21 protein-coding genes are annotated in these 23,290 nt (G+C 72.2%); 10 read left to right on the top strand and 11 right to left on the bottom strand.

Features of this window, described 5'->3' with window-relative positions:
- Positions 1–11: 11 nt before the first annotated feature.
- The 6 genes from mnhG to OG959_RS06790 are packed head-to-tail and all read right to left on the bottom strand — an operon-like array spanning position 12 to position 6,534.
- Positions 12–365: a monovalent cation/H(+) antiporter subunit G gene (gene mnhG, locus OG959_RS06765; RefSeq protein WP_148021421.1), complete on the bottom strand. Its 354-nt coding sequence runs from the start codon at positions 363–365 to the stop codon at positions 12–14.
- Positions 362–697: a monovalent cation/H+ antiporter complex subunit F gene (locus tag OG959_RS06770; protein WP_326657245.1), complete on the bottom strand. Its 336-nt coding sequence runs from the start codon at positions 695–697 to the stop codon at positions 362–364. Before OG959_RS06770 ends, mnhG begins: the two co-directional genes overlap by 4 nt.
- On the bottom strand, positions 694–1,338 hold the full coding sequence (locus OG959_RS06775; protein WP_326657246.1) for a Na+/H+ antiporter subunit E: 645 nt from the start codon (positions 1,336–1,338) through the stop codon (positions 694–696). The genes OG959_RS06770 and OG959_RS06775 overlap by 4 nt, the downstream gene beginning before the upstream one ends.
- Entirely contained in the window at positions 1,335–2,987 is a 1,653-nt protein-coding gene (locus OG959_RS06780; RefSeq protein WP_326657247.1) for a Na+/H+ antiporter subunit D, read from the bottom strand. Before OG959_RS06780 ends, OG959_RS06775 begins: the two co-directional genes overlap by 4 nt.
- Complete coding sequence (locus tag OG959_RS06785; RefSeq protein ID WP_326657248.1) at positions 2,984–3,613, bottom strand: Na(+)/H(+) antiporter subunit C; 630 nt, start codon at positions 3,611–3,613, stop codon at positions 2,984–2,986. The genes OG959_RS06780 and OG959_RS06785 overlap by 4 nt, the downstream gene beginning before the upstream one ends.
- Entirely contained in the window at positions 3,610–6,534 is a 2,925-nt protein-coding gene (locus tag OG959_RS06790; protein WP_326657250.1) for a Na+/H+ antiporter subunit A, read from the bottom strand. Before OG959_RS06790 ends, OG959_RS06785 begins: the two co-directional genes overlap by 4 nt.
- A gap of 383 nt (positions 6,535–6,917) precedes the next feature.
- Between OG959_RS06790 and OG959_RS06795 the strand changes: the two genes are divergently transcribed.
- The 5 genes from OG959_RS06795 to OG959_RS06815 are packed head-to-tail and all read left to right on the top strand — an operon-like array spanning position 6,918 to position 12,379.
- A complete protein-coding gene (locus OG959_RS06795; protein ID WP_326657251.1) occupies positions 6,918–9,782 on the top strand; it encodes a nitrate- and nitrite sensing domain-containing protein in 2,865 nt (954 codons plus the stop codon).
- Positions 9,779–10,216, top strand: coding sequence for a roadblock/LC7 domain-containing protein (locus OG959_RS06800; RefSeq protein WP_326657252.1), 438 nt, complete (start codon positions 9,779–9,781; stop codon positions 10,214–10,216). Before OG959_RS06795 ends, OG959_RS06800 begins: the two co-directional genes overlap by 4 nt.
- Entirely contained in the window at positions 10,213–10,620 is a 408-nt protein-coding gene (locus tag OG959_RS06805; RefSeq protein ID WP_442805548.1) for a DUF742 domain-containing protein, read from the top strand. The genes OG959_RS06800 and OG959_RS06805 overlap by 4 nt, the downstream gene beginning before the upstream one ends.
- A 6-nt stretch (positions 10,621–10,626) precedes the next feature.
- Positions 10,627–11,196, top strand: coding sequence for a GTP-binding protein (locus OG959_RS06810; protein WP_326657254.1), 570 nt, complete (start codon positions 10,627–10,629; stop codon positions 11,194–11,196).
- 49 nt (positions 11,197–11,245) lie between these two features.
- Complete coding sequence (locus OG959_RS06815) at positions 11,246–12,379, top strand: FAD-dependent monooxygenase (protein ID WP_326657255.1); 1,134 nt, start codon at positions 11,246–11,248, stop codon at positions 12,377–12,379.
- 67 nt (positions 12,380–12,446) lie between these two features.
- On the opposite strand, the gene OG959_RS06820 is transcribed toward OG959_RS06815, so the two are convergent.
- Together OG959_RS06820 and OG959_RS06825 are read right to left on the bottom strand one after the other, a co-directional pair.
- Positions 12,447–12,848, bottom strand: coding sequence for a RidA family protein (locus OG959_RS06820; protein ID WP_326657256.1), 402 nt, complete (start codon positions 12,846–12,848; stop codon positions 12,447–12,449).
- On the bottom strand, positions 12,845–13,972 hold the full coding sequence (locus OG959_RS06825) for an acyl-CoA dehydrogenase family protein (protein WP_326657257.1): 1,128 nt from the start codon (positions 13,970–13,972) through the stop codon (positions 12,845–12,847). Before OG959_RS06825 ends, OG959_RS06820 begins: the two co-directional genes overlap by 4 nt.
- Before the next feature lie 122 nt (positions 13,973–14,094).
- Between OG959_RS06825 and OG959_RS06830 the strand changes: the two genes are divergently transcribed.
- The 4 genes from OG959_RS06830 to OG959_RS06845 all read left to right on the top strand — a co-directional run bounded on the left by OG959_RS06830 (position 14,095) and on the right by OG959_RS06845 (position 17,878).
- On the top strand, positions 14,095–15,732 hold the full coding sequence (locus OG959_RS06830) for an AMP-binding protein (RefSeq protein ID WP_326657259.1): 1,638 nt from the start codon (positions 14,095–14,097) through the stop codon (positions 15,730–15,732).
- Between the two features lie 4 nt (positions 15,733–15,736).
- The gene (locus tag OG959_RS06835) at positions 15,737–16,552 is read left to right on the top strand and encodes a PaaX family transcriptional regulator (RefSeq protein ID WP_326657261.1); all 816 of its coding nucleotides are present in this window, start codon (positions 15,737–15,739) and stop codon (positions 16,550–16,552) included.
- Between the two features lie 65 nt (positions 16,553–16,617).
- A complete protein-coding gene (locus OG959_RS06840) occupies positions 16,618–17,454 on the top strand; it encodes a GNAT family N-acetyltransferase (RefSeq protein ID WP_326657262.1) in 837 nt (278 codons plus the stop codon).
- Entirely contained in the window at positions 17,447–17,878 is a 432-nt protein-coding gene (locus tag OG959_RS06845) for a hypothetical protein (RefSeq protein ID WP_326657263.1), read from the top strand. The genes OG959_RS06840 and OG959_RS06845 overlap by 8 nt, the downstream gene beginning before the upstream one ends.
- Here the strand turns inward: OG959_RS06845 and OG959_RS06850 are convergent.
- Together OG959_RS06850 and OG959_RS06855 are read right to left on the bottom strand one after the other, a co-directional pair.
- The gene (locus OG959_RS06850) at positions 17,865–20,117 is read right to left on the bottom strand and encodes a bifunctional salicylyl-CoA 5-hydroxylase/oxidoreductase (RefSeq protein ID WP_326666256.1); all 2,253 of its coding nucleotides are present in this window, start codon (positions 20,115–20,117) and stop codon (positions 17,865–17,867) included. The two genes, OG959_RS06845 and OG959_RS06850, sit on opposite strands and share 14 nt — an antisense overlap.
- A gap of 82 nt (positions 20,118–20,199) precedes the next feature.
- A complete protein-coding gene (locus tag OG959_RS06855; RefSeq protein WP_326657264.1) occupies positions 20,200–21,027 on the bottom strand; it encodes an enoyl-CoA hydratase family protein in 828 nt (275 codons plus the stop codon).
- A 241-nt stretch (positions 21,028–21,268) separates the two neighbouring features.
- Here OG959_RS06855 and OG959_RS06860 point away from each other — a divergent pair, with 241 nt between their 5' ends.
- Positions 21,269–21,715 (top strand): ATP-binding protein, encoded by a 447-nt coding sequence (locus OG959_RS06860; RefSeq protein ID WP_326657265.1) that lies wholly within the window; start codon positions 21,269–21,271, stop codon positions 21,713–21,715.
- A 44-nt stretch (positions 21,716–21,759) separates the two neighbouring features.
- Here OG959_RS06860 and OG959_RS06865 read toward each other — a convergent pair whose 3' ends face one another.
- The gene (locus tag OG959_RS06865) at positions 21,760–23,187 is read right to left on the bottom strand and encodes an amino acid permease (protein WP_326657266.1); all 1,428 of its coding nucleotides are present in this window, start codon (positions 23,185–23,187) and stop codon (positions 21,760–21,762) included.
- Positions 23,188–23,290 lie beyond the last annotated feature (103 nt).

The raw sequence follows: 23,290 nt of genomic DNA on the forward strand, positions 1-23,290 counted from the left end.
GTGGTTCCGCGTCAGCTCTCCTCGGTGAGCTGCTCGTCCAGTTCGTCGAAGAGCAACTCGCCGTGGTCGATCTGGCCCGTGCGGTACGCGGAGCGCGCGACCAGGTGTGCGGCCACCGGCCCGGTCATCAGCTGGAAGAAGCCGATCAGCGCCAGCGTCGCGAGGTCCATGCCGCTGCGCAGCCGCAGCGCGACTCCGGCCAGCACCAGCAGCATGCCGAGTGACTGCGGCTTGGTCGCGGCGTGGCTGCGGGACAGGACGTCCGGCAGACGCAGCATGCCGATCACGCCGAGCAGACAGATGGCCGCGCCGATCAGCAGCAGGACCGCACCCGCCGTGTCCACGATCTGGAGCCAGCTGCTCATGGTGCCTCCTTGCCGGTCCGCGGCTCGCCGTCGCTACGTGCGCGGCCCGGCGGGCGGTCACGCACCGCGATGAAGCGGGCGATGCCGACGGAACCGGTGAAGCCGAGGAAGGCCAGCACCAGCATGATCGGGAAGTAGAACGGATCCCGCGCGAAGGCGGACTTGGCGCCGAGCCCGCAGATGATGAGGGCGGCGCAGACGTCGAGCGAGAGCGCCCTGTCCAGCATCGAGGGGCCACGCCAGATACGGAACAGCAGGCCCGCTCCGGCGACGACGATCAGGACGACGGATGCGGTCAGCAGCACCCGGTCGACGGTCTCCGGCACGCTCATGCGCCCTCCTCCTGGTCTCCCGGCCGCTCGCCGGTGTGCGGTGCGGCCGGGGGCGGGCCGGCGACCCGGTCGATCTCGTCGCGGGTGCCGAAGGCCCGGACGGTCAGCTCCTCCATGCGCCAGACGGAACGCCGGGCCGCGTCCAGTTCGGCCGGCCGGTCCGCGTCGAGGACGTGCACGAAGACGGTGGCGGTGGCGCGGCGCACCTCGACGATCGATCCGCCCGGCACGTTGGACACCGCGACGGCGGTCGCGGTGAGCATCAGGTCGGAGCGGCAGCGCAGCGGGACGGCGATGACGGCGGCCCGGTGCGGGCGGTCCGCGAAGATCTGCCGGGTGACCTTCACTCCGGAGGTGTACATGTCGTAGAGCAGATAGGTGACCAGTCGCAGGATGCCCCAGGGGTGCAGCCGCAGCCCCAGATCGACCTGCGGCAGGGGGAACGCCAGACAGACGGCCACCGCGACCACGACTCCGGTCAGCACGTTGGCCCAGTTGAGGCTGGACCAGAGCATCACCCAGATGACGGTGAGCCAGGCGATCAGCGGGAGGTCGAGCACGCGTGGCCGGCGGCCACCGAACTCGCAGCTGAGCGGGGGCAGGCTCTTGTTCCGGTAGGGGAACGTGATCAGGCGTCTCACCGGCCGAGCACCGCCTCGATGTAGGGGACGCGCGCGATGAGCTCGGCGGCGGAGCGGTCGGTGTACGAGGTCAGCGGTCCGGCGAACACCGTGAAGGCGAGGCCGAGTGCGACCGTCGCCGCGGTGGCCCAGGTCATCAGTCGCGGGAGCCTGGTCGTGGTCGTGACGGCATGGCCGTGCAGCGTGGCCGCGACCGCGCGTCCGGCCGGCTCGTGGCGGGGGCGTACCCCTTCGTCACCGGTGCCGGGCATCCGGTCGGGGCCCTCGTCGGTGTCGTCGTCGCTGTCGTCGCCGGACTCCAGGACCGTGCCGTCCGCCGCCTGACCGGGAGGTGCCGCCCTCCAGAACGCCAGGTTCCAGACCTTGGCCATCACATACAGCGTGAGCAGGCTCGTCGCCGTCGACCCGATGACGAGGATCCAGGCCCAGACGCTGCCGTCGGCGACACCGGCGCGCATGAGTCCGAGCTTGCCGACGAAGCCGGAGAGCGGCGGGATGCCGGCCAGGTTCATCGCGGGTACGAAGAACAGGACGGCGAGCGGCGGGGCGGCCTTGGCGATGCCGCCGAGCCGGGTCAGCTCGGTGGTGCCGCCCCGCCGCTCGATCAGCCCGGCCACCAGGAACAGCGTGGTCTGGACGGTGATGTGGTGGACGACGTAGACGATCGCGCCGCCGTACGCCTCCCGGGTGGCGAGGCCGATGCCGAAGACCATGTAGCCGATGTGGCTGATGAGGGTGAAGGAGAGCAGCCGCTTCAGGTCGGTCTGGGCCACGGCGCCGAGAATGCCGACGACCATCGAGGCGAGCGCCGCGGCCATCAGCAGGTCGCCGAGCCGGTTGCCGGGGAAGAGCAGGGTCTCGGTGCGCAGCATGCAGTAGACGCCGACCTTGGTCAGGAGTCCGGCGAAGACCGCGGTGACGGGGGCCGGCGCGGTCGGGTAGGAGTCGGGGAGCCAGGCCGCGAGGGGGAAGACGGCGGCCTTGATGGCGAAGACGGTCAGCAGCATCCCCTGGATCAGGGTCTGGACGCCCAGCGGGAGTTCGGCGAGCCGGACGGCCAGCTGGGCGAAGTTGGCGGTGCCGGTGGCCGCGTACGTCATGGCGATGGCGGTGAGGAAGAGCATCGAGGAGAACAGCGAGATGATCACGTACGTGGAGCCCGCCCGGATCCGGGGGCCGGTGCCGCCGAGGGTGAGCAGGACGAAGCTGGCGACCAGCATGATCTCGAAGCCGACGTACAGGTTGACGAGGTCGCCGGCGAGGAAGGTGCAGGAGACCCCGGCGACGAGGATCAGATAGGCGGGGTGGAAGACGGCGACCGGTGTCTCCTCGTCCCGGTCGGCCATGCCCTGGCCCAGGGAGTAGACGAGGACGCAGAGGGTGACGGCCGAGGAGACGGTCAGCATGAGTCCGGAGAGCCGGTCGGCGACCAGGGTGATGCCGAGCGGCGGCGCGAAGTCGCCGAGGTGCACGCTGAGCGGGCCGTTCGTGTCGGCGGCGATCATCAGGGTGACCGAGAGTCCCAGTACGGCGGTGAGGACGGCGACGCTGATGAAGCGCTGGAACTGTTTGAGCCGGGTGCCGAAGGCGAGGCTGAGGCCGGTGGCGCAGAGCGGCAGCAGCACCGGCAGCGGGACGAGTGCGTTCACCCGGTGTCTCCTCGGTTCGCGTCGTCGGGGGTGGTGGGGGTCTCCGGCGTCTCCGCGGGCCGCTGTGCCCCGTAGTCGTCCGGGTCGGCGCCCAGGACGTCGTGCCACAGGTCCCCGCTCGCGTCGCGGCCGCGGGCCTGGAGGGCGCGGTCGGCCCGCAGTCTGGCCCGCAGACGGCGGCGCTCCTCGCGGTAGCGGCGGCGGGCCTCGGCGCTGGGTTCGGCCTCGGCCCGGTACTGCTCGCGCAGTTCGTCGCGCTCCCCCAGCACTTCGGCGCGCAGCACGATGCGCCGGTCCTCGTCGTCGTCGTGCACCTCGTCCGTGCCGGTCAACTGGTGGCTGCGGTAGGCCATGGCGAGGAGGAACGCGGTGGTGGCGAGCGTGATGACGATCGCGGTGAGGGCGATGGCCTGGGGCAGCGGGTCGGTGACCCGGCCCAGTTCGACGCCGTAGAGGAGGGGTTCGCGGCCGGCCGATCCGGTGGCGGACAGGACGAGGAGGTTGATGCCGTTGCCCGCGATGACCGCGCCCAGCAGGATCCGGGTGAGGGGACGGGTGAGCATGAGGATGCCGCCGACCGCGCACAGGACCGCGGCGGTGGCGAGGAGCGAGGCGCTGACGGTCACGGGGCGGTGCCTCCCGTCTCGGGAGCGGCCGGTCCGGGTGCCGGCCCGGCCGTGGACGCCTGTACGGCTGCCGCCCGCTCGATCTGCCGGTCGACCTTGGCGCCGAGGGCCCGCACGATGTCCAGCACCACGCCCAGGACCAGCAGGTAGACCCCGCAGTCGAAGATCACCGGCGTACCGAACTGATAGTCGCCGATCAGCGGCAGGTGGCCGTGGTGGGTCCAGGCGTGCAGGACGGTGCCGTCCGCGAGGCCGAGCAGCGCCACCCCGGTGGACAGGAACAGGCCGAGGCCGGTGAAGAGCCCGGGCTGCAGGGGCGCGGCTTCGGCGAGTTCGAATCGGCCGCCCGCCAGGTAGCGGGTGATCAGCGCGACCCCGGCGACCAGTCCGGCGACGAATCCGCCGCCCGGCATGTTCTCCGCGCAGAACAGCAGATAGGCCGAGAGCACCAGGATCGGGTGGAACAGCAGCCGTGCCACGACCTCGAAGACGAGGGAGCGGTGCTCGGGTGCGAGTGTGGAGCCGGCTGCCAGCCAGCTGCGCTCGGGGGCGCCTTCGTCGCCGTGCGGAACTCCCGTCAGCGGGGGCGTGGCCACCGACCAGGCGGTGTGCCGCCGCGCCTCCGGGGGCGCCGGGTCGCCCTCCGCGCGACGGTGCAGGTAGATCAGGCTCGTCACGCCGATCGCCGCTGCGGCCAGGACCGCGGACTCCCCCATCGTGTCCCAGGCCCGCAGGTCCACCAGGATGGTGGCCACCACGTCCTTGAGTCCGTGGTGCGCGGTCTCCTCGACCATGGCGGCACCGGCGGGCTCCGCGGTACGCGCGGCCGCCGCGACCCACACCACGACGCTCAGGGTGGCCGCGGCCGCCAGCGCCACCGGGATCCGGACGGCCCGCCGCCAGCTGCTCATCGACTCCTGGAAGTGCACCGGCATCCGCCGCAGCACCAGCACGAACACGATCATCGACACGGTCTCCACGCAGAACTGCGTGAGCGCCAGGTCCGGTGCGCCCTGGACGACGAAGAGCAGCGCGGCCCCGTATCCGGTGAGCCCGGCCAGCACCACGGCCTTCATACGGCGTCTGACGGTCAGACAGGACAGCGCCGCCGCGCAGGTCAGCGCCGCGACCGCGCCCTGCAGCGGTACGTCCCAGAGCCGCGGCGCCGCCGCTCCGCGCCAGGGCCGATCGACGCCGAGCACGGTGAGCTGGCCGGCGAGCATGACGAGCAGGGTGGTGGCGAGGTAGACCGACAGGGAGCCCCGCTGGACGAAGCCGGTGATCTGGAGCGAGAGCCGTTCGAGGCCGAGCAGCAGATGGCCGAAGACGCTGTCCGCGGTCGGCCAGGCGATACGCCGCGAGAGCCTGATGACCGGGCCGCGCACGGCGAAGAGCACCGCACCGCCCGCCGTGGCGACGGCCGACAGCAGCAGTGCGGTGCCCCAGCCGTGCCAGAGCGCGAGGTGGTAGGGGTGGGCGGGGGCGGGGAAGACGTCCGCGTACGCGCTCAGCAGCCGGTCGGTCCAGCCCACGCCGGGGCCAAGGACCAGCCCGCAGACGGCCAGCAGGGCGGGCGGCGCGAGGAAGGACGGGCTGACCCGGTGGACCGGGGTGTCGGCGACCCCGGGCTTGCGCCAGAAGGCGCCCCAGACGAACCGGACGGTGTACGCGACGGTCAGCATCGAGCCCGCCACCGTGATGCCCAGCGCCCAGCGGTCCGCCGTGTCGCCGTGCAGCAGGGCGTCGAAGGCCGCCTCCTTCGCGGCGAAGCCGAGCAGCGGGGGCAGTGCGGCCATGGAGGCGGCGGCGGTCACGGCGACGGCGCAGACGTACGGCAGCGACCGTCCGACGCCGGAGAGCCTGCGCAGGTCCCGGGTGCCGGCCGCGTGGTCGACGATGCCGGTGACGAGGAACAGCGGTGCCTTGAACAGGGCGTGCCCGAGGATCATGACGGCGGCGGCCAGCGCCGCGTCCCGGTTGCCGACGCCCGCGAGGAGGGTGAGGAAGCCGAGCTGGCTGACGGTGCCGTAGGCGAGAACGATCTTCAGGTCGTTGAGACGCAGGGCCCGCCAGCCGCCCAGCAGCATCGTCGCCGCGCCGAGGACCATCACGACGGGCCGCCAGACGGGAACGTCGGCGAAGCCGGGGGCGAGCCGGGCGACGAGGTAGACGCCGGCCTTGACCATGGCCGCGGCGTGCAGATACGCGCTGACGGGGGTGGGCGCCGCCATGGCGTTCGGGAGCCAGAGGCTGAACGGCCAGATCGCCGATTTCGACAGGGCCCCGCACAGGATCAGCACGACGGCCACGGAGACGGCGACGCTCGTTCGGGGCGGGTCGGCGAGGATCTCCGAGATCCGGTAGGTACCCGCCGCCTGACCGATGATCAGGAAGCCGACGAGCATGGCGAGTCCGCCGAGGGTGGTGACGGTGAGCGCCTGGAGGGCGGAGCGGCGGCTGTGCCGTTGCTCGCTGTCGAATCCGATCAGCAGGTAGGAGAAGACCGTGGTCAGCTCCCAGAAGACGTAGAGCGTGATCAGGTCGTCGCTGAGGACGAGGGCGAGCATGGCCCCGGCGAAGGCGAGCAGGTTCCCGGCGAATCCGGCCAGTTGCGGGGTGTCGTCGCTGAAGTACGAGGCGCAGTAGAGCAGGACGAGCGTGCCGACGCCCGCCGCGAGCAGCACCATGAGTTCGGCCAGGGCGTCCAGGCGCAGGGCGACGGAGACGTCGTACGCGGGGATCCAGTTCCACGACCAGGTGACCGACGCGCCGGAGGCAGCCGTGTCCCACTGGGCAAACGCCCAGCAGGTGGTGGCGGCCGGGGGCAGCGCGAGAACCACGAAGGCGCGCGCGCCCAGCCACCGCACCAGCGGGCGCGCGCACGCGGCGAGGACGAAGTGGCAGATGACGAGCGCGGTCATACGGCCGGCACGGCGGGCGGGGTCACAGAACAGACAAAGGGCACTAAGTACAGATATATCCCCGGCCGCGCTTCACCCGTACGGCGCGCCGCAAGGACGGTGATGGACCGTCATCCCCGCATCGCGGACCTCCTCGAACCGACGCCTCCCCTTCTTCGCGGGCCGCTGTCGTAACGTCACTTTCCGGACAGCTCCGCGCGTTGATGGTGTTTCTGTGGGTGATCAGTGATGCACATGTGAGCCCGCTTCCTTTCCTTTTTTGCAGTGTGACTAATATCTATCTGTCGAAGTTTCCAACGGATTTGACCAGTCGCGAGGCTGGCATCATCGTCAAGGAGCATGCCCTGCGCACGCGCGCGTCAAGGCGGAGCGACTCGACCACAATGTCGCTGCGGACGGCCCTGCTCGTACTGGCCATCGTCCCCGGTGTAGCACTGGCCGCCCTCTGGGCCGTCACCAGTGGTCAGACTCTGCTCGACTTCCAAAGGCAAGCGGCCCAGGGGCTGTTGGCCCAGAAGGCCGGCCAGCCGTCCAACATCGTGTACTACAACCTGCAGGAGGAGCGACGGCTGAGCGCCGAAGCTCTGGCCCGCCACGGAGGTGCCACCGATGCGCTGCGCAAGCAGCGCAAGCTGACCGACGAAGCAGTCACCAGCTTCCAGTCCCTCTCGGACATCGCCACCGACGACGCACCGGGCGAGGTCCGGGACGCGGTCGTCCAGGCCCGTACGGCGATCACCCAACTCCCGGCCCAGCGCTCCCTCGTCGACGAGGGGGACAACGACCAGCAGAAGGCCGTGTACCGCTACTACACGGACCTGATCGCGGTCGACATGAAGCTCTTCACCGCGCTCAGCCATGTGGACAACGGTGAGATCACCACGCTCTCGCAGCCGCTCGTCGACCTGTTCTGGGCCAAGGAGATGGTCTCGCGCTCGGACGCCCTGCTGGCCCGCGGCTGGTCCAGGGGCAAGCTGAGCACGGTCGACCTCCAGCAGGTCCGTGAGGCCGTGTCCGGCCAGTCCTTCCAGTACGCCAACAAGGTCGCCCCCTACCTTCCGGCGGACGAGCGGGCCATGTGGGACGAGATCTCCGGCAGTTCGGCCTGGAAGACCAAGACCAGGGTGGAGAACCAGGTCCTGCGGCCCGCCGATCCCGACAGCGCCGGCTTCGTCAAGCTCGGCGCCGACGAGAAGACCTGGCGCGGCGCGATGGACGAGCTCACGCCCCAGCTGATGAAGCTGATGGAGCACCGCACCGACCTGGTCGTCGCGAACGGCAAGGACAGTGTCCTCTCCCTGCTGATCAGGGTCGCCATCACCACGGTCGTCGGCCTCCTCGCCGTCATCGCCGTCATCTGGATCACCTGGCGCCTCACCCGCAACCTGCGCCGCCGGATCGGCCGGCTCCAGGAGCGGGCCGAGGAGCTGGAGAAGACCCTGCCCGACGTCGTCGAGCGGCTCGGCAAGGGCGAACGCATCGATGTCGAGGCCGAGGCCCGCGCCATCGGTCACGACCGCAAGGAAGGCAGCAAGGCCGACGAGCTGACCCAGCTCGGCGCCGCTCTCGACCTGGCCCGCACCAGTGCGCTGCAGGCGGCCGTCAAGCAGGCCGACCAGCACCGCGGCTTCGAGCGGCTGCTGCAGCGCATCGCGCGCCGCACCCAGCAGTTGATCGGCCAGCAGCTGAAGAAACTGGACGAGCTGGAGCGCAAGCACGAGGACCCCGAGGTGCTCGACGGCCTCTTCGACCTCGACCACCTCACCGCTCGGCTCCGGCGCTACGAGGAGAACCTCGTGATCCTCGCCGGCGGCTCCCCGCACCGGCGCTGGCGCAAGCCCGTGCCGCTGCTCGACGTCATGCGCTCCGCCCAGGGCGAGGTGCAGGACTACCAGCGCGTGGTGCTGGACCTGGACGGCGCTCCCTGGCTCGCGGAGCGGGCCGTCGGCCCGGTCTCCCATGTGCTGGCGGAGCTGATCGAGAACGCCCTCACCTTCTCCAAGCCGCCCAGCCCCGTCGAGGTCAGGGCGGCCCGGGTCAGCCGGGGCCTGGCCATCGAGGTCGAGGACCGCGGGCTCGGCATGGACGAGGACCAGCTCGCCGAGGCCAACGAGCTGATGAGCAGGCCGCCCCGGATGGACGTGCTGGCACACGCCGACGACATCCGGCTCGGTCTGTACGTGATCGCGCGCCTCGCCGACCAGCACGGCCTGCGGGTGGAGTTCCGCCAGTCGGCCTTCGGCGGCACCCGGGTCGTCCTCCTCGTCCCCGAGGCGCTCACGGTCCCCGGCCCGCACTCCGGTCCGGTGGCCGTCCCCTCCCCCGAGGACACGGGCGCCGCACCGGCCCCGGAACCCGCACCGACCCGCGACGCCGACGCGCTGCCCAGCCGCGGCCGCGGCCAGGCTCTCGCCGGGGTCACCGCTCTGCACGCCTCCGGCGCACCGTTCGAGACCACCGGTGCGCCCTACACGGTGGCGGAGGAGCCCTTCCCCGACCGGGAGGAGCAGCCGCAGCCGGCCCCCGCCGACGACCCGTTCGGTGATCCGGTGACTCCGTACACCCCGTACGCCGACAGCACGCCGGGAAGCACGTACGGCCACGCCGTACCCGCGTCCCCGTACGGCGGTACGGAAGGGAGCCCGTACGGCAGCCCGGGTGACAGCACATACGGCGCGTCCCACCAGGACACGTACGCCGATGCCGAGCAGCCGTACATGAAGGCCGAGGGCCAGTACCCGGTACCGCACCAGCCCTACCAGACGCCCGAGGAGCCGTTCATGACTCCGCATCAGCCGTACCCGGGACCGTACGGGGCGGGCGTCCCCGACCGGACCGGCTTCCCGGTGCCCGGGCCCCGGCAGCCGGTACCGGCCGCCGGACACCCGGGGCGGCTCCCGGTGGCCGAACCCGACCATCCGGCTCCCCCGGCGGCGGGTACGACCGGCCGGGAGAGCGGGCCGGGACGGCCCGCGCTGCCGGCAGCACCCGCCGCGGAACCCCCGTTGCCGCGCCGGGTACGCCAGGCCAGCCTCGTGGACGAACTGCGGATCACGCCGGCCTCCGGGTCTGCCGCGTCCCCGTCCCCGAGCCGGCAGGCGAACCCGCAGCCCCGTCCGGCCCCGCGCCGCGCCGGGGCAGCCATCGGAGCCTTCCAGCGCCGGTCCCGCGCCGCCCGCGCGACCGACGAGCCGCCGACGCAGCCCGACCCCCCTGCCCCCCTCCCCACGAGAGAAGAACGGTCATGACACGCACTACCGCCACTCACCAGGACCTCGACTGGCTGCTCGACGGTCTGGTGGACTCGGTGGCCGAGACCCTGAACGCCGTGCTGCTGTCCGACGACGGTCTGGTGGTGAGCCACTCGCGCACCGTCGAGCGGTCCGACGCCGAGCGGCTGGCGGCCATCTGCACCGGCCAGCAGAGCCTGGCCCGCGGTGTGGGCCAGCTCTTCAACGGCGGCGACGTACACCAGGTGATCGTCGAGCTGTCGGATCTGTGGCTCTTCATCATCTCCGCGGCACAGGGCACGCACCTGGCCGTCGTCGCCTCCCAGGAGGTGGACGCCGAGATCATGTCGCTGGCCATGCACAACCTCGTCCAGCAGGTCGGCCAGAAGCTCAGCACCCCGGTGCGGGGCGGCTTCAACGCCTTCGGCGGCGGGGACGGGCCGCTCGCGTGACCCCGCGCTGGGAGGACGAGGAGACGGAGGAGGACGGTGCGGGCACGATGGTGCGCCCGTACACCATCACCCGTGGCCGGACCGCTCCGGAGCGGGACGACTTCACCCTCATCACCGTGCTGACGACCGCGCACGACCCGCGGGACGGGCACGGCGCGGCGGTCCATCCGGGCAGGCTCCAGCCGGAGCACCGGATGATCCTGGAGCGCTGCCTGCGTCCCGCCGCGGTCGCCGAGGTCTCCGCGGACCTCAACCTCCCGGTCTCGGTGACCAAGATCCTGCTGGCGGACCTGGTCGCCCAGGGCCTGCTGCTCGCCCGTGCGCCCCTTTCGGTGGCCCGGGCGGCCGGCGGTGCCGACATGGGGATGCTGGCCGCCCTTCGTGACGGACTCGGGAGACTCTGAGCCAAGATGACCATCAGTCAGGCGGCCCCCGCCGCCGTGAAAATCCTCGTCGCCGGCGGCTTCGGCGTCGGCAAGACCACCCTCGTGGGCGCGGTCAGCGAGGTCGCGCCCCTGCGCACCGAGGAGTTCCTGACCAAGGCCAGCATCGGTGTCGACGACCTGGCCGGTGTCGGACAGAAGGACACGACCACCGTGGCCCTGGACTTCGGCCGGATCACGGTCAGTCCGGAGCTCGTCGTCTACCTGTTCGGCACCCCGGGTCAGGAACGCTTCTGGTTCATGTGGAACGACCTGGTCAACGGAGCCCTCGGCGGCGTCGTCATCGCCGACACGCGCCGGCTGGAGACCAGCTTCGCCTCGATCGACTTCTTCGAGAGCCGGGACATCCCGTTCGTCGTGGCGATCAACTGCTTCCACGGTCACAACAGCCGCACCCCGGACGAGATCAGAGCGGCTCTCGACCTCGATCCGCATGTCCCCCTGCTGGTCGGCGACGTACGCGAGCGGCCGTTCGGCCGCGACGTGCTGCTGGCCCTCGTGGACCACCTGATGAGCCTGCCCGTCGCGGCCGGCTGATCACCTCCCCCGACACTTCGCACCTTTTCCCCCACTGGAGAGAACCGATATGGCAACACCCCTGCGCGTCCTGATCCACGGCGGCGGCATCGGCGGGCTGACGCTCGCCACGGCCCTGGCCCGGCGCGGCCACACCGTCGAGGTCGCCGAACTCCGCGACGAGCTGGAGGCCCTGGGCGTCGGCATCATCCAGCCGTCCAACGCCCTGCACGTCATGCGGGAGATCGGGGTCCTCGACGACTGCCTCAAGGCGGGCTTCGAGTGGGAGGTCCTGACCATCGCCGACCCGGCCGGCAACACCCTGGCCGAGATCCCGCAGCCCCGGATGGGAGACGCCCCGTCGAACAACGGCATCCCGCGCCCCGCGCTCGCCCAGATCCTCGGTGCCGCGGCCACGGCGGCCGGGGCGACGATCCGCTTCGGCGCGACCATAGCCGAGCTCGCCGACGACGGCGAGGGCGTGGACGTCACGCTGTCCGACGGGTCCGCCGCGCGCTGGGACCTGGTCGTCGGCTTCGACGGCATCGGCTCGCCGCTGCGCACCCGGCTGTACGGCGACCGCTACGTCCCCCAGTACACCGGCTTCGCCAACTGGCGGGTCACCGTGCCCCGTCAGGAGCAGGTCAAGGGTGTCGTCATGGGCACCGCGGGCCAGGCCGCCAAGGCGCTGCTCACCCCGATCACGGACGAGCTGATGTACCTGGGCACGGTGTTCGCCGAGGCCGAGGACTTCCGGCCCGACGACGAGAAGGCGCACGAGCAGCTCAAGGAGCGGCTGCCGATGTTCTCCGGCCCGGTCGCCGAGGCACTCGCCACCATCACCGGACCGGAAGCCGTGGTGTACTCGCGGATCTCCCAGGTGACCGTCGAGGAGCCGTGGCACGTCGGCCGCGTGGTGCTGGCCGGTGACGCCGCGCACGCGAGCACCCCGCACATCGCGCAGGGCGCGGCAATGGCCGTGGAGGACGCGCTGGTGCTCGCCGAGTCGCTGGACGCCGAGGCGGACGTCGCGGCCGCGCTCGACGCCTGGGAGGCCCGTCGCCGCCCCCGCGCGATGTGGGTGCAGGCCATGTCGCGCGCCGTGCTGAAGCAGGAGACGGGCGGGCAGACGACGCCCGAGGAGGACGAGCTGCTGAAGATCGGCATCCCGGGTGCGGCGCACGTGCTGGTGCAGCCGTACTGAGGCACTGCCCTGCTCCGAACGCCCCGTGCGGCCCGGATTCCCGGGCCCGTACGGGGCGTTCGCGCGGTCAGGGCAGGACCGCCACCCCGTCGATCTCGACCAGGGCCTGTTCGTCCCAGAGCCGCACCGCCCCGATGACCGCCATCGCCGGGTAGTCGCGGCCCGCCAGCCGCCGCCAGATCCGGCCCAGCTCCGTGGCGTTCGCCCGGTAGTCGGCGACATCGGTGGCGTAAACCGTGACCCGTGCCAGGTCGGCGGGGGCGCCCCCGGCCGCGCGCAGGGCGCCGAGCAGGTTGGTGAGCGCGGTGGCGAACTGCTCGGGCAGGGTGGATCCGACGATGTCGCCCCGCTGGTCGAGGGCGGTCTGTCCGGCGAGGAAGACCAGTTGGCTCCCGGTGGCGGTGACCGCGTGCGAGAAGCCGGCGGGCGGGGAGAGTTCGGCGGGGTTGATCCGGTGGATCGGGCTCATGCGGACGGCTCCCGGTTCGCGTACAGCTCCTTGGCGATGATGGTGCGCTGTACCTCGCTCGCGCCCTCGTAGATGCGGGGGGCGCGGACCTCGCGGTAGAGGTGTTCGAGCAGATGGCCGCGGCGCAGGGCGCGGGCGCCGTGCAGCTGGACGGCGGTGTCCACGACGTACTGCGCGGTCTCGGTGGCGTACAGCTTCGCCATGGCGGCCCGCCGCGGGACGCCCGGCTCCCCCGCGTCGTACGCGGCGGCGGCCGCGTACACGAGCAGCCGGGCGGCCTCGGTGCGGGTGGCCATCTCCGCGACCTGGTGGGAGACGGCCTGCAGATCGCTCAGCGGTCCACCGAACGCGGTCCGGGTGGCGGTGTGTTCCACGGTGGCGTCGAGCGCGGCCCGGGCCATGCCGAGGGCGAAGGCGCCGACACTGGGCCGGAAGAGGTTGAGGGTGTTCATGGCGACCCGGAAGCCCCGGTCCGGTTCGCCGAGCACGTCGTCCGGGGTGACCGGGACTCCGTCGAAGCGGAGGGCGCCGATCGGGTGCGGGGACAGCATGTCCAGCGGGGTGCCGGTCAGGCCGGGTCGGTCGGCGGGGACCAGGAACGCGGTGACGCCCCGCGCTCCGGCGCCCTGCGTCGTCCGGGCGAAGACGGTGTAGAAGTCCGCCTCCGGGGCGTTGGAGATCCAGCACTTCTCGCCGGTCAGCCGCCAGCCGTCGGGCGCGTGTACGGCGTCCAGGGCCAGGGCCGCCGCGTCGGACCCGGCCCCCGGCTCGCTGAGCGCGAAGGCGGCGACGGCCCGGCCGGCGCGGACCTCGGGGAGCCAGCGCTCGCGGTGGGCCGGGGTGCCTGCCTGCACGATCGGGTACGTCCCGAGGCCCTGGAGCGCCAGGGCCGTCTCGGCCTCCGTGCAGCCGCGGGCGAGTGATTCGCGCAGCAGGCACAGGTCGAGGGCGCCGGAGCCGAGCAGCCGGTCCAGCAGCCCGAGCTCGCCGAGCGCCGCCACCAGAGGGCGGTTGACGTGCCCCGGCTCGCCCTTCCCGGCAAGCGGACGAAGCCGCTCATCGGCCAGGGTGCGCAGCTCCTCGCACCAGGCGGTCTGTGCCGGATCGAGCGAGAATGCCGTCATACCGGCGCCTCTCCTGTCGAAAGTCCCGGTGCCGTCCCTTCGGGGACCGGGACTTTATCGCGGACCGTTGACTACCGTCACCCAAACGATACGCTCCAAGGGCGACAAGGGGGCGATCCTTCATGGAACCGAATACCTCAGCGCACATCGACAGCTTCGCCAGGGAACATCTGCCACCCGCCGACCAGTGGCCTGAACTGGTCTTCGACCTGCCCGAGCTGCACTACCCGGACCGGCTCAACTGCGCCGCCGAGCTCCTGGACCGTACGGCCGAGCGGCTCGGGCCCGGCCGGCCCGCCTTCCGTACGCCCGACGGCGGGGTGCTGAACTACGGGGAGCTGCGGGACCTGGTCGACCGGATCGCCCATGTCCTCACCTCGGACCTGGGGGTCGTACCCGGCAACCGCGTGCTGCTGCGCGGCCCCACCACGCCGCACCTGGCCGCCTGCTGGCTGGCGGTGCTGAAGGCCGGCGCGGTCGCCGTCACCGTACTGGCCCAGCAGCGGGCGGCCGAACTCGCCACGATCTGCTCGATCGCCCGCGTCAGTCACGCGCTGTGCGACGTCCGGACCGTCGACGACCTGGTGAAGGCCGATGCCCCCGGGCTGCGGATCACGGCGTACGGCGGCGACGCACCCGACGACCTGCTGCGGCTGGCCGCCGCCCGGCCGGGCCCCTACCGGGCCGTGGACACCGCGGCGGACGACGTGGCGCTGATCGCGTTCACCTCGGGGACCACCGGTCGCCCCAAGGGCTGTATGCATCTGCACCGCGATGTGCTGGCCGTCGCGGACACCTTCTCCCGGCACGTCCTGCGGCCGGTGCCCGACGACGTCTTCGCCGGCAGTCCGCCGCTCGGTTTCACCTTCGGGCTCGGCGGTCTGGTCGTCTTCCCGCTGCGGGCCGGCGCGTCGGCCCTGCTGCTCGAACAGGCGGGCCCCAAGCAACTGCTGCCCGCCCTGGCCGCCCACCGGGTCTCGGTGCTGTTCACCGCCCCGACCGCCTACCGGGTGATGCTCGACCAGCTCGACGGGCACGACCTCTCCGCGCTCCGCCGCTGTGTGTCCGCGGGCGAGAACCTGCCCGTCGCGACCTGGCGGTCCTGGTACGAGCGCACCGGCCTGAAGATCATCAACGGCATCGGCGCCACCGAGCTGCTGCACATCTTCGTCTCCGCCGCCGATGACGCCATCCGCCCCGGCACCACCGGGCTCCCGGTCCCCGGCTGGCAGGCCAGGGTGGTGGACGCCGACGGTGAACCGGTGCCGGACGGCGAACCGGGGCTGCTCGCGGTGCGCGGCCCGGTCGGCTGCCGCTACCTCGCCGACGACCGGCAGCGGGAGTACGTCCGGCACGGCTGGAACCTCACCGGCGACACCTATGTGCGCGACGCGGACGGCTACTTCCGCTACGTGGCCCGCGCCGACGACATGATCATCTCCTCCGGCTACAACATCGCGGGCCCCGAGGTCGAGGACGCCCTGCTGCGCCACCCCGAAGTGGCGGAGGCCGCGGTGGTGGGCCGTGCGGACGAGCTGCGCGGCCGCATCGTCGCGGCGTACGTGGTGCGCCGGGAGGACTCGGACCTGACCGCCGACGCGCTCCGCGCCTTCATGCGCTCCGAGCTGGCCCCGCACAAATGCCCCCGGCTCATCACGTTCCTGCCCGCACTCCCCCGTACCGCGACCGGCAAACTGCAGCGGTTCCGGCTTCGCGCGGACGACCCCGGTGCGGACTCCGGCACACCGGGCCGAGAATGATCACATGGTCGAACCGCACACTCCCCGCTCGCTGATCGTCACGCTCTACGGTGCGTACGGCCGCACCCCGGGCGACGCCCCGATACCGGTGGCGGAACTCGTCCGGCTGCTCGGCGCGGTCGGTGTCGAGGCCCCCGCCGTACGGTCCTCCGTCTCCCGGCTGAAGCGGCGGGGCCTGCTCGCCGCGGCCCGGACGCCGGGCAGGGCCGCGGGGTACGCCCTCTCGGCCGACGCCCGCCAGCTGCTCGACGACGGGGACCGTCGGATCTACCGGCATCCGGACCCGCGCATCGAGGACGGCTGGGTGCTCGCCGTGTTCTCCGTACCGGAGGCCGAACGCCACAAGCGGCACCTGCTGCGCTCACGGCTGTCCGGGCTCGGCTTCGGCACGGCCGCACCCGGCGTGTGGATCGCGCCGGCCGCGCTGTACGAGGAGACGCGGCACACCCTGGAACGCCTGGACCTCACCCCGTACGTGGATCTCTTCCGCGGCGACCACCTGGGGTTCGCGGCCACCGCGGAGTCGGTGGCGCGCTGGTGGGACCTGGACGCCGTGGCCCGGCTGCACGAGGGCTTCCTGGAGCGGCACGAGCCGGTGCTGCGGTCCTGGGAGGCACGCCCGGACGAGGCTCCGGATCCGGAGACCGCGTACCGCGACTACCTGTTGGCGCTGGACTCCTGGCGGCAGGTGCCGTACGCGGATCCGGGGCTGCCGAAGGAGCTGCTCGCACCGGCGTGGCCGGGCGGCAGGTCGGCGGAGGTGTTCGGGCTGCTGCACGAACGACTGCGGGATGCCGGGGCGGAGTTCGTCCGCGGATAACGGCGTGCCCCGGCCGCGGATAACGGCGTGCCCCGGCCGCGGTGCGCCCGGCAGAATGCCGAGGCATGACCTGGACCTTCACGGACGACGTCGACCTCTTTCTCGCCGCGGCCGGCCCCTCGCTGAGCGCCCGGCCTGCCGAGAGCACGGTCCTGCTGACCGTCACCGCGGCCCTGCGCCGCCACGGGCCCCGCGCCTACGGCGACCACGATCCGGTACTGGGCTGGTGGCGCGGCGCCGACGGCGAGGTGGCGGGCACCCTGCTCCATACGCCGCCCTACCCCGCGACGCTGAACGCGGTCGCCCCCGAGGCGATCGCCCCGCTGATGGCCGCCCGTGGGCTGACCCGGGTGAACGCGGACCGGGCCACCGCCCGGGCGGTGGCGGCCCATTGGCCGGGGCACCGCGTCGACGAGGAGCAGCGTCTGTACCGGCTGGGCGAGCTGACCCCGCCGTCGCCCGCCCCCGGTGGCCGCGCGAGGGCCGCGAATCCGGCGGACCGGGACCTGCTGCTGCGCTGGTACGCCGCGTTCTCGGCCGAGATCGGCGGTCCGGGCGGTTCCGGCGCACGCCACGGGCGGGCGGTCGACGAGCGGACGTCGGAGGGCCGGCTGACGCTCTGGGAGAACGACGGTGCCCCCGTGTCGATGGCGGGCATCTCGCTGCGGATCGCGGGCACCGCACGCGTCACGCCCGTCTACACACCGCCGGAGCACCGCGGCCGGGGCTACGCGGCGGCCGTGACCGCCGAGGTGAGCGGCGCGGCACGGGCGGCGGGCGCGGACGAGGTGCTGCTCTTCACCGACCTGGCGAACCCGACGAGCAACGGCGTGTACACCCGCATCGGCTACCGGGCCGTCTCGGACCGGCTGGTGGTCAGCGCGGAGGAGAGCGATGGGTGACGTACCCGAACCCCAGTGGCTGGTCGCGGCGAACGTCGTACGGTGGCGGCGGTACGGGGATCTGGGGCAGGAGTTCCGGCCCGGCACGAAGGCGTTCCGGGGCGGGGCGAAGGTCTACGTCATGGACACCTACCCCGGGATGGGCAACGAGCAGCTGACCGCGGTGGGCCACGGCCGGCACACCGGGCGATGGATCACCATCGACACCGGGACCCGCCATCTGCACACCTTCCGGCCCCAGTTGGTGTACTCCCCGGCCGTCCTCGAGCGGTGCGCCGCCATGCCCGTGCGGACGCGTGAGGAGGCGGCCGAGCTGGCGGAACGACTGGACAGGACCGCCCGGCTGGGACGCCACACCCATCACGGCGGCCCGCACCCCGATCCCTGCCTCTGCCACGAGTGCCTGCCGCTCAGCCCAGAGTGAGCCGCGGTTTCGGGGCGTCCGTCCGGCCCGTCGGCGGGGTGCGGCTGCCCGCGCGGTACGGCAGCGGCCAGGGAGCGCCCGGCCCCGTGTAGCCCTGGTCGGCTGCCGCGTGGAGCGTCCAGTGCGGGTCGTACAGATGCGGGCGGGCCAGGGCGCAGAGGTCGGCGCGGCCCGCGAGCAGCAGCGAGTTGACGTCGTCCCAGGAGGAGATGGCGCCGACCGCGATGACGGGCACGCACAGCGTGTTGCGGATCCGGTCGGCGTACGGGGTCTGGTAGGAGCGCCCGTACTCGGGCCGTTCGGTCGGGACGACCTGACCGGTGGAGACGTCGATGGCGTCGGCGCCGTGCGCGACGAAGGCGCGGGCGATCTCGACGGCGTCCTCGCCCGTCGTCCCGCCCTCGGCCCAGTCGGTCGCGGAGATCCGGACCGTCATCGGCCGGTCATCGGGCCACCGTTCACGGACCGCGTCGAAGACTTCCAGCGGGAAGCGGAGCCGGTTGGCGAGGGTGCCGCCGTACGCGTCGGTGCGGTGGTTGGTGAGCGGGGAGAGGAACCCGGAGAGCAGATAGCCGTGGGCGCAGTGCAGTTCGAGGAGGTCGAACCCGCAGGCGTCGGCGCGCTCGGCGGCGGACGCGAACTGCTCCCGGACGGCGTCCAGGCCGGCTCGGTCCAGGGCGTGGGGCGTCTGGTTGACGCCCGGCGCGTACGGGAGCGCGGAGGCGGCGGTCAGCGGCCAGTTGCCGTCGTCGAGCGGCTGGTCGATGCCGTCCCACATGAGCTTGGTGGAGCCCTTGCGGCCGGAGTGGCCGAGCTGGATCCCGATCGCGGTGCCGGGCGATCCGGTGTGCACGAAGCCGGCGATCCTGGTCCAGGCGGCTGCCTGCTCGTCGGTGTAGAGGCCGGTGCAGCCCGGGGTGATGCGGCCCTCGGGGCTCACGCACACCATCTCCGTCATGACCAGCCCGGCGCCTCCCAGCGCCCGCGCACCGAGGTGGACGAGGTGGAATTCGCCGGGAACGCCGTCCGTGGCCGAGTACATGTCCATGGGCGAGACGACGACGCGGTTGCGCAGCTCCAGGGCCCGCAGCCGCAGCGGGGTGAACATCGGCGGTGTGCCGGGTGCGCAGCCGAACTCGTCCTCGACGGCCGCGGTGAACGAGGCGTCGCGCAGCCGCAGGTTGTCGTGGGTGACGCGACGGCTGCGGGTGAGGAGGTTGAAGGCGAACTGGCGGGGCGGCTGGTCGACGTACGTACCCAGCTCCTCGAACCAGCGCAGGCTGGCTGCGGCGGCGCGCTGGGTCGACTCGACGACGGGCCTGCGCTCGCTCTCGTACGCGGCGAGGGCTGCGGGCAGGTCCGGCTGTTCCTCGACGCAGGCGGCGAGGGCGAGGGCGTCCTCGACGGCGAGTTTGGTGCCGGAGCCGATGGAGAAGTGCGCGGTGTGGGCGGCGTCGCCGATGAGGACCGTGTTCCCGTGCGACCAGTGCTCGTTGACGACGGTGCGGAAGGTGAGCCAGGAGGAGTTGTGGGAGCGCAGCGGCCGGTGGCCGAGGGCGTCGGCGAAGATCTTGGCGCAGTGCCGGGTCGACTCGGCGGGGTCGCAGGTGTCGAATCCGGCCGCGCGCCAGACCTCTTCGCGCATCTCGACGATGACGGTCGAGGCGTCGGGAGAGAAGGGGTAGGCGTGCAGTTGCATCACGCCGTACGCGGTCTCGGCGGTCTCGAAGCGGAAGGCGTCCAGGGCGAAGTCGGCGGCGAGCCAGATGTAGCGGCAGCGGTGGGCGGTGATGTGGGGCCCGAAACGGTCCGCCCGGGCGTCGCGGGTCCGGCTGTGTACGCCGTCGGCCGCGATCACCAGGTCGTGGGAGGCGGCCAGTTCGGCGGCGGGCGGTGCCTCCTCGCGGAAGCGGAGGCGCACCCCGAGACCGGCGCAGCGCTCGTGCAGGATCTCCAGGAGCCGGCGCCGGCCGAGCGCCGCGAAGCCGTGACCGCCGGAGGTCTGGGTGTGGCCGCGGTGGACGATGTCGATGTCGTCCCAGCGGACGAACTCGCGCTGGAGTGCGGCGTGGACGGCGGGGTCGGCGTGCTCGATGCCGCCGAGGGTCTCGTCGGACAGGACGACACCGAAGCCGAAGGTGTCGTCGGGGGCGTTGCGCTCCCAGAGGGTGATCTCACGCTCCGGGCCGAGCCGTTTGAGCAGGGCGGCGGCGTAGAGCCCGCCGGGTCCGCCGCCGATGACGGCGACCCGGCGGAGCGTTCTCGCTGCGCTGCCGGGGGGTGGCGGGCCGGGGCGCCGCGCTTCGGGGGGCGTCACCGGATCACCGGCCCTGCCATTTCGGCGGCCGTTTCTCGGTGAAGGCGGCGTGGAACTCGGCGTAGTCCTCGCCGTGCATCAGCAGGGCCTGGGTGGCGGCGTCCATCTCCACGGAGGCCGCCAGCGGCATGTCGAGTTCGGCGGTGAGCAGTGCCTTGGTCTGGGCGAGGGCGAGCGCGGGTCCGTCGGCGAGGCGCCGGGCGAGGGCCGCGGCCCGCTCGTCGGCCCCGCCTTCCTCGGCCAGTTCGCTGATCAGCCCGATCCGCTCGGCCTCGGGGGCGCGGACGGGGTCGCCCAGCATCAGCAGCCGGGTGGCGTGACCGAGGCCGACGACCCTGGGCAGCAGATAGGCGGCGCCCATGTCACCGCCCGAGAGCCCCACGCGGGTGAAGAGGAAGGCGAACTTCGCCGAGGGGTCGGCGACCCGGAAGTCGGCGGCGAGCGCGAGCACGGCGCCCGCCCCGGCGGCGACTCCGTGCACGGCCGCGACGACGGGGAACGGGCACTCCCGCAGGGCCCGTACCACCAGCCCGGTCATCCGGTTGAAGTCCAGCAGCTGGGCGGTGTCCATCGCGAGTGTGGCGCCGATGATCTCGTCCACATCGCCGCCCGAGCAGAAGCCGCGGCCCTCTCCGGCCAGCACCAGGGCGCGCACGGAGCGCTCCCTCGACAGCTCGGCGAGGAGGTCGCGCAGATCCGCGTAGGCGCCGAAGGTCAGCGCGTTGAGCTTCTCCGGCCGGGCGAGGGTGACGGTGGCGACGCCGTCCTGCGTCGTGACCCGCAGATGGTGCCAGTTCTCCGTACGGGACGCGGAGCTGGGAAACGGACTCATCGAGGGTGTCCCCTTCGGCCGTCGGGCTGCTGCCTGACCCCGAATTTATCACTCGTACGTGACTTCCGTCACGAGTACGCGATAGACGGAGTGGGGGAACCAGTGACGAACGTCCCGTTCGCACCGGTCGGCAGGCCCTTGCCCGTGTCGTGGGGATTCGTAAGGTTGAAACCAAGAAGTTTTGAGCTCCGGAACTCTTGAGCCCAGGACTGTTCACGCTCTCCCGAACGGAAGCCCCGCCGTGCCGTCCGATGCCCCCGCACCCGCCGTCTGGCGGATCACGCTGCCGCACTCCGCGGCCGCCGTGCCGATCGCCCGGGCGCTGATCCGTTCGGTGCTGGCATCCATCGACCCGGACTCCGACGCACCCGCCGACAGTGACACCGCCGAACTCCTGACCGCGGAGCTGGTCGCCAACGCCGTGGAGCACACCCCGGGCGACGAGCCCGTCGAGCTGGTGGTGGAGCTCCTGCCGACCGGCTGCCAGGTGGAGGTGCACGACGGGGACCCGGCCCCGCCGGGCGACCTCTCCCGTCCGGATCCGGACGCCATGCCCGACCCGTGGCAGGAGCACGGGCGGGGGCTGCTGCTGATCCGTACACTCAGCTCGTCCTGCGGCCACCGCACGACGGAGCGCGGCAAGGCGGTGTGGTTCACCCTGCCGTCGCCCGCCCGGCCTGCCTCCTGACCTGTCTCTCCCCCGGCCTGGCTGCCCCCTGGCCGGGCGGCTCGTCAGCCTTCGGTCCGGTGCGCCAGCCGTGAGCGGCTGCGGCCGTACCCGGCGTACACCGCCGCGCCGACGGCCAGGAACACCGCGAACTGCACCCAGGTCGACCACCCGGTCCCGTACATCAGGTACACGCAGAAGCCGACGCCGAGCAGCGGGCTGAGCGGGTAGAGCGGCACCCGGAACGAGCCCTTCACCTCCGGATTGCGGCGGCGCAGCACGATCACGGCGACGTTCACGGCGACCATCGTGGCCAGCGTCCCGATGGTGGTCAGGTTCACCACCACGTCGAGCGAGGAGAAGGCCGCCGGGACGGCGAAGACGACGGCGACGATCCAGGTGTTGGCGACGGGTGTCGCGGTCCGCGGCGAGACGCGTTCGAAGACCCGCGGGACCAGTCCGTCGCGCGACATCGACATCAGGATCCGGGTCTGTCCGTACATGACCGCGAGAACGACCGAGGCGATGGCGACGATCGCGCCGAACGCGATGATTCCGCCGCCGACCGTAGAGTCGGTGACCTGGTCGACGATGAGGGAGAGCGCGGCCGGCTTGTCGGAGACGGCTTCCGGTCCGAGGGCGCCGATCGCGGCGAGGGCCACCGCGCAGTAGAGCAGCGTGACCAGGCCGATGCAGATCATGATCGCGATCGGGATGTTGCGTCGCGGATTCCTGACCTCCTCGCCCGCGGTGGTGATGGCGTCGAAGCCGATGTACGAGAAGAACGCCAGCGACGCGCCCGCGGTGACGCCACCGGGGCCGTGGGCCAGGAACGGTGTGAGGTTGTCGTGCTCGAAGGCGGTGAAGGCGATCACACAGAACATGATCAGGATGGTGATCTTGAGGACGGCCATCGCGGCCGTGGCCCCGGCGCTCTCCCGGATGCCGCGCACCAGCAGCGTCGCGGCCATCATCACCACGAGCACGGCGGGCAGGTTGATCACACCGCCGTCGCCGGGACCGGCGGAGAGCGCGGCCGGCAGCTGCCATCCGAAGAGACTGTCGAGCAGTTCGTTGACGTACTGGCTCCAGCCCACCGCCACGGCCGACACCGAGACGCCGTACTCCAGGAGAAGGCACCAGCCCACGAGGAAGGCGGCGCGCTCGCCGAGGGTGGCGTAGGCGAAGGAGTACGAGCTGCCGGAGACCGGGATCGCGCTGCCCAGCTCGGCGAACGAGAACGCGGTGAAGATGCAGGTGACGGCCGCGAGGACGAAGGACAGCACGACGGCGGGACCGGCTTCGGCGACGCTGTCGGACAGGCCGACGAAGATGCCGGTGCCCACGACGGCACCGACCCCGAAGCACACCAGCTGGAAGAGCCCCATGGTGCGCCTGAGTCCGTGGCCCTCCAGGTCGGCGCCGGATTCGGCGATCAGCTGGTGGGGGTCCTTGACGCGGTGCGGCGGGCCGGGAAGACGCAGAGGGCTCACGGCGGTGTTCTCATCTCTGGCGGTGCAGGTGGGGGGTGTGTGCCGCGGCGACGGCAGTGGGGGCCGGCCGCCGGACACGAAAATGGGGTTCGAGCGTGCGAGC

It is taken from the genome of Streptomyces sp. NBC_00385 (genome assembly GCF_035917155.1).
Taxonomy (GTDB): Bacteria; Actinomycetota; Actinomycetes; order Streptomycetales; family Streptomycetaceae; genus Streptomyces; species Streptomyces poriferorum.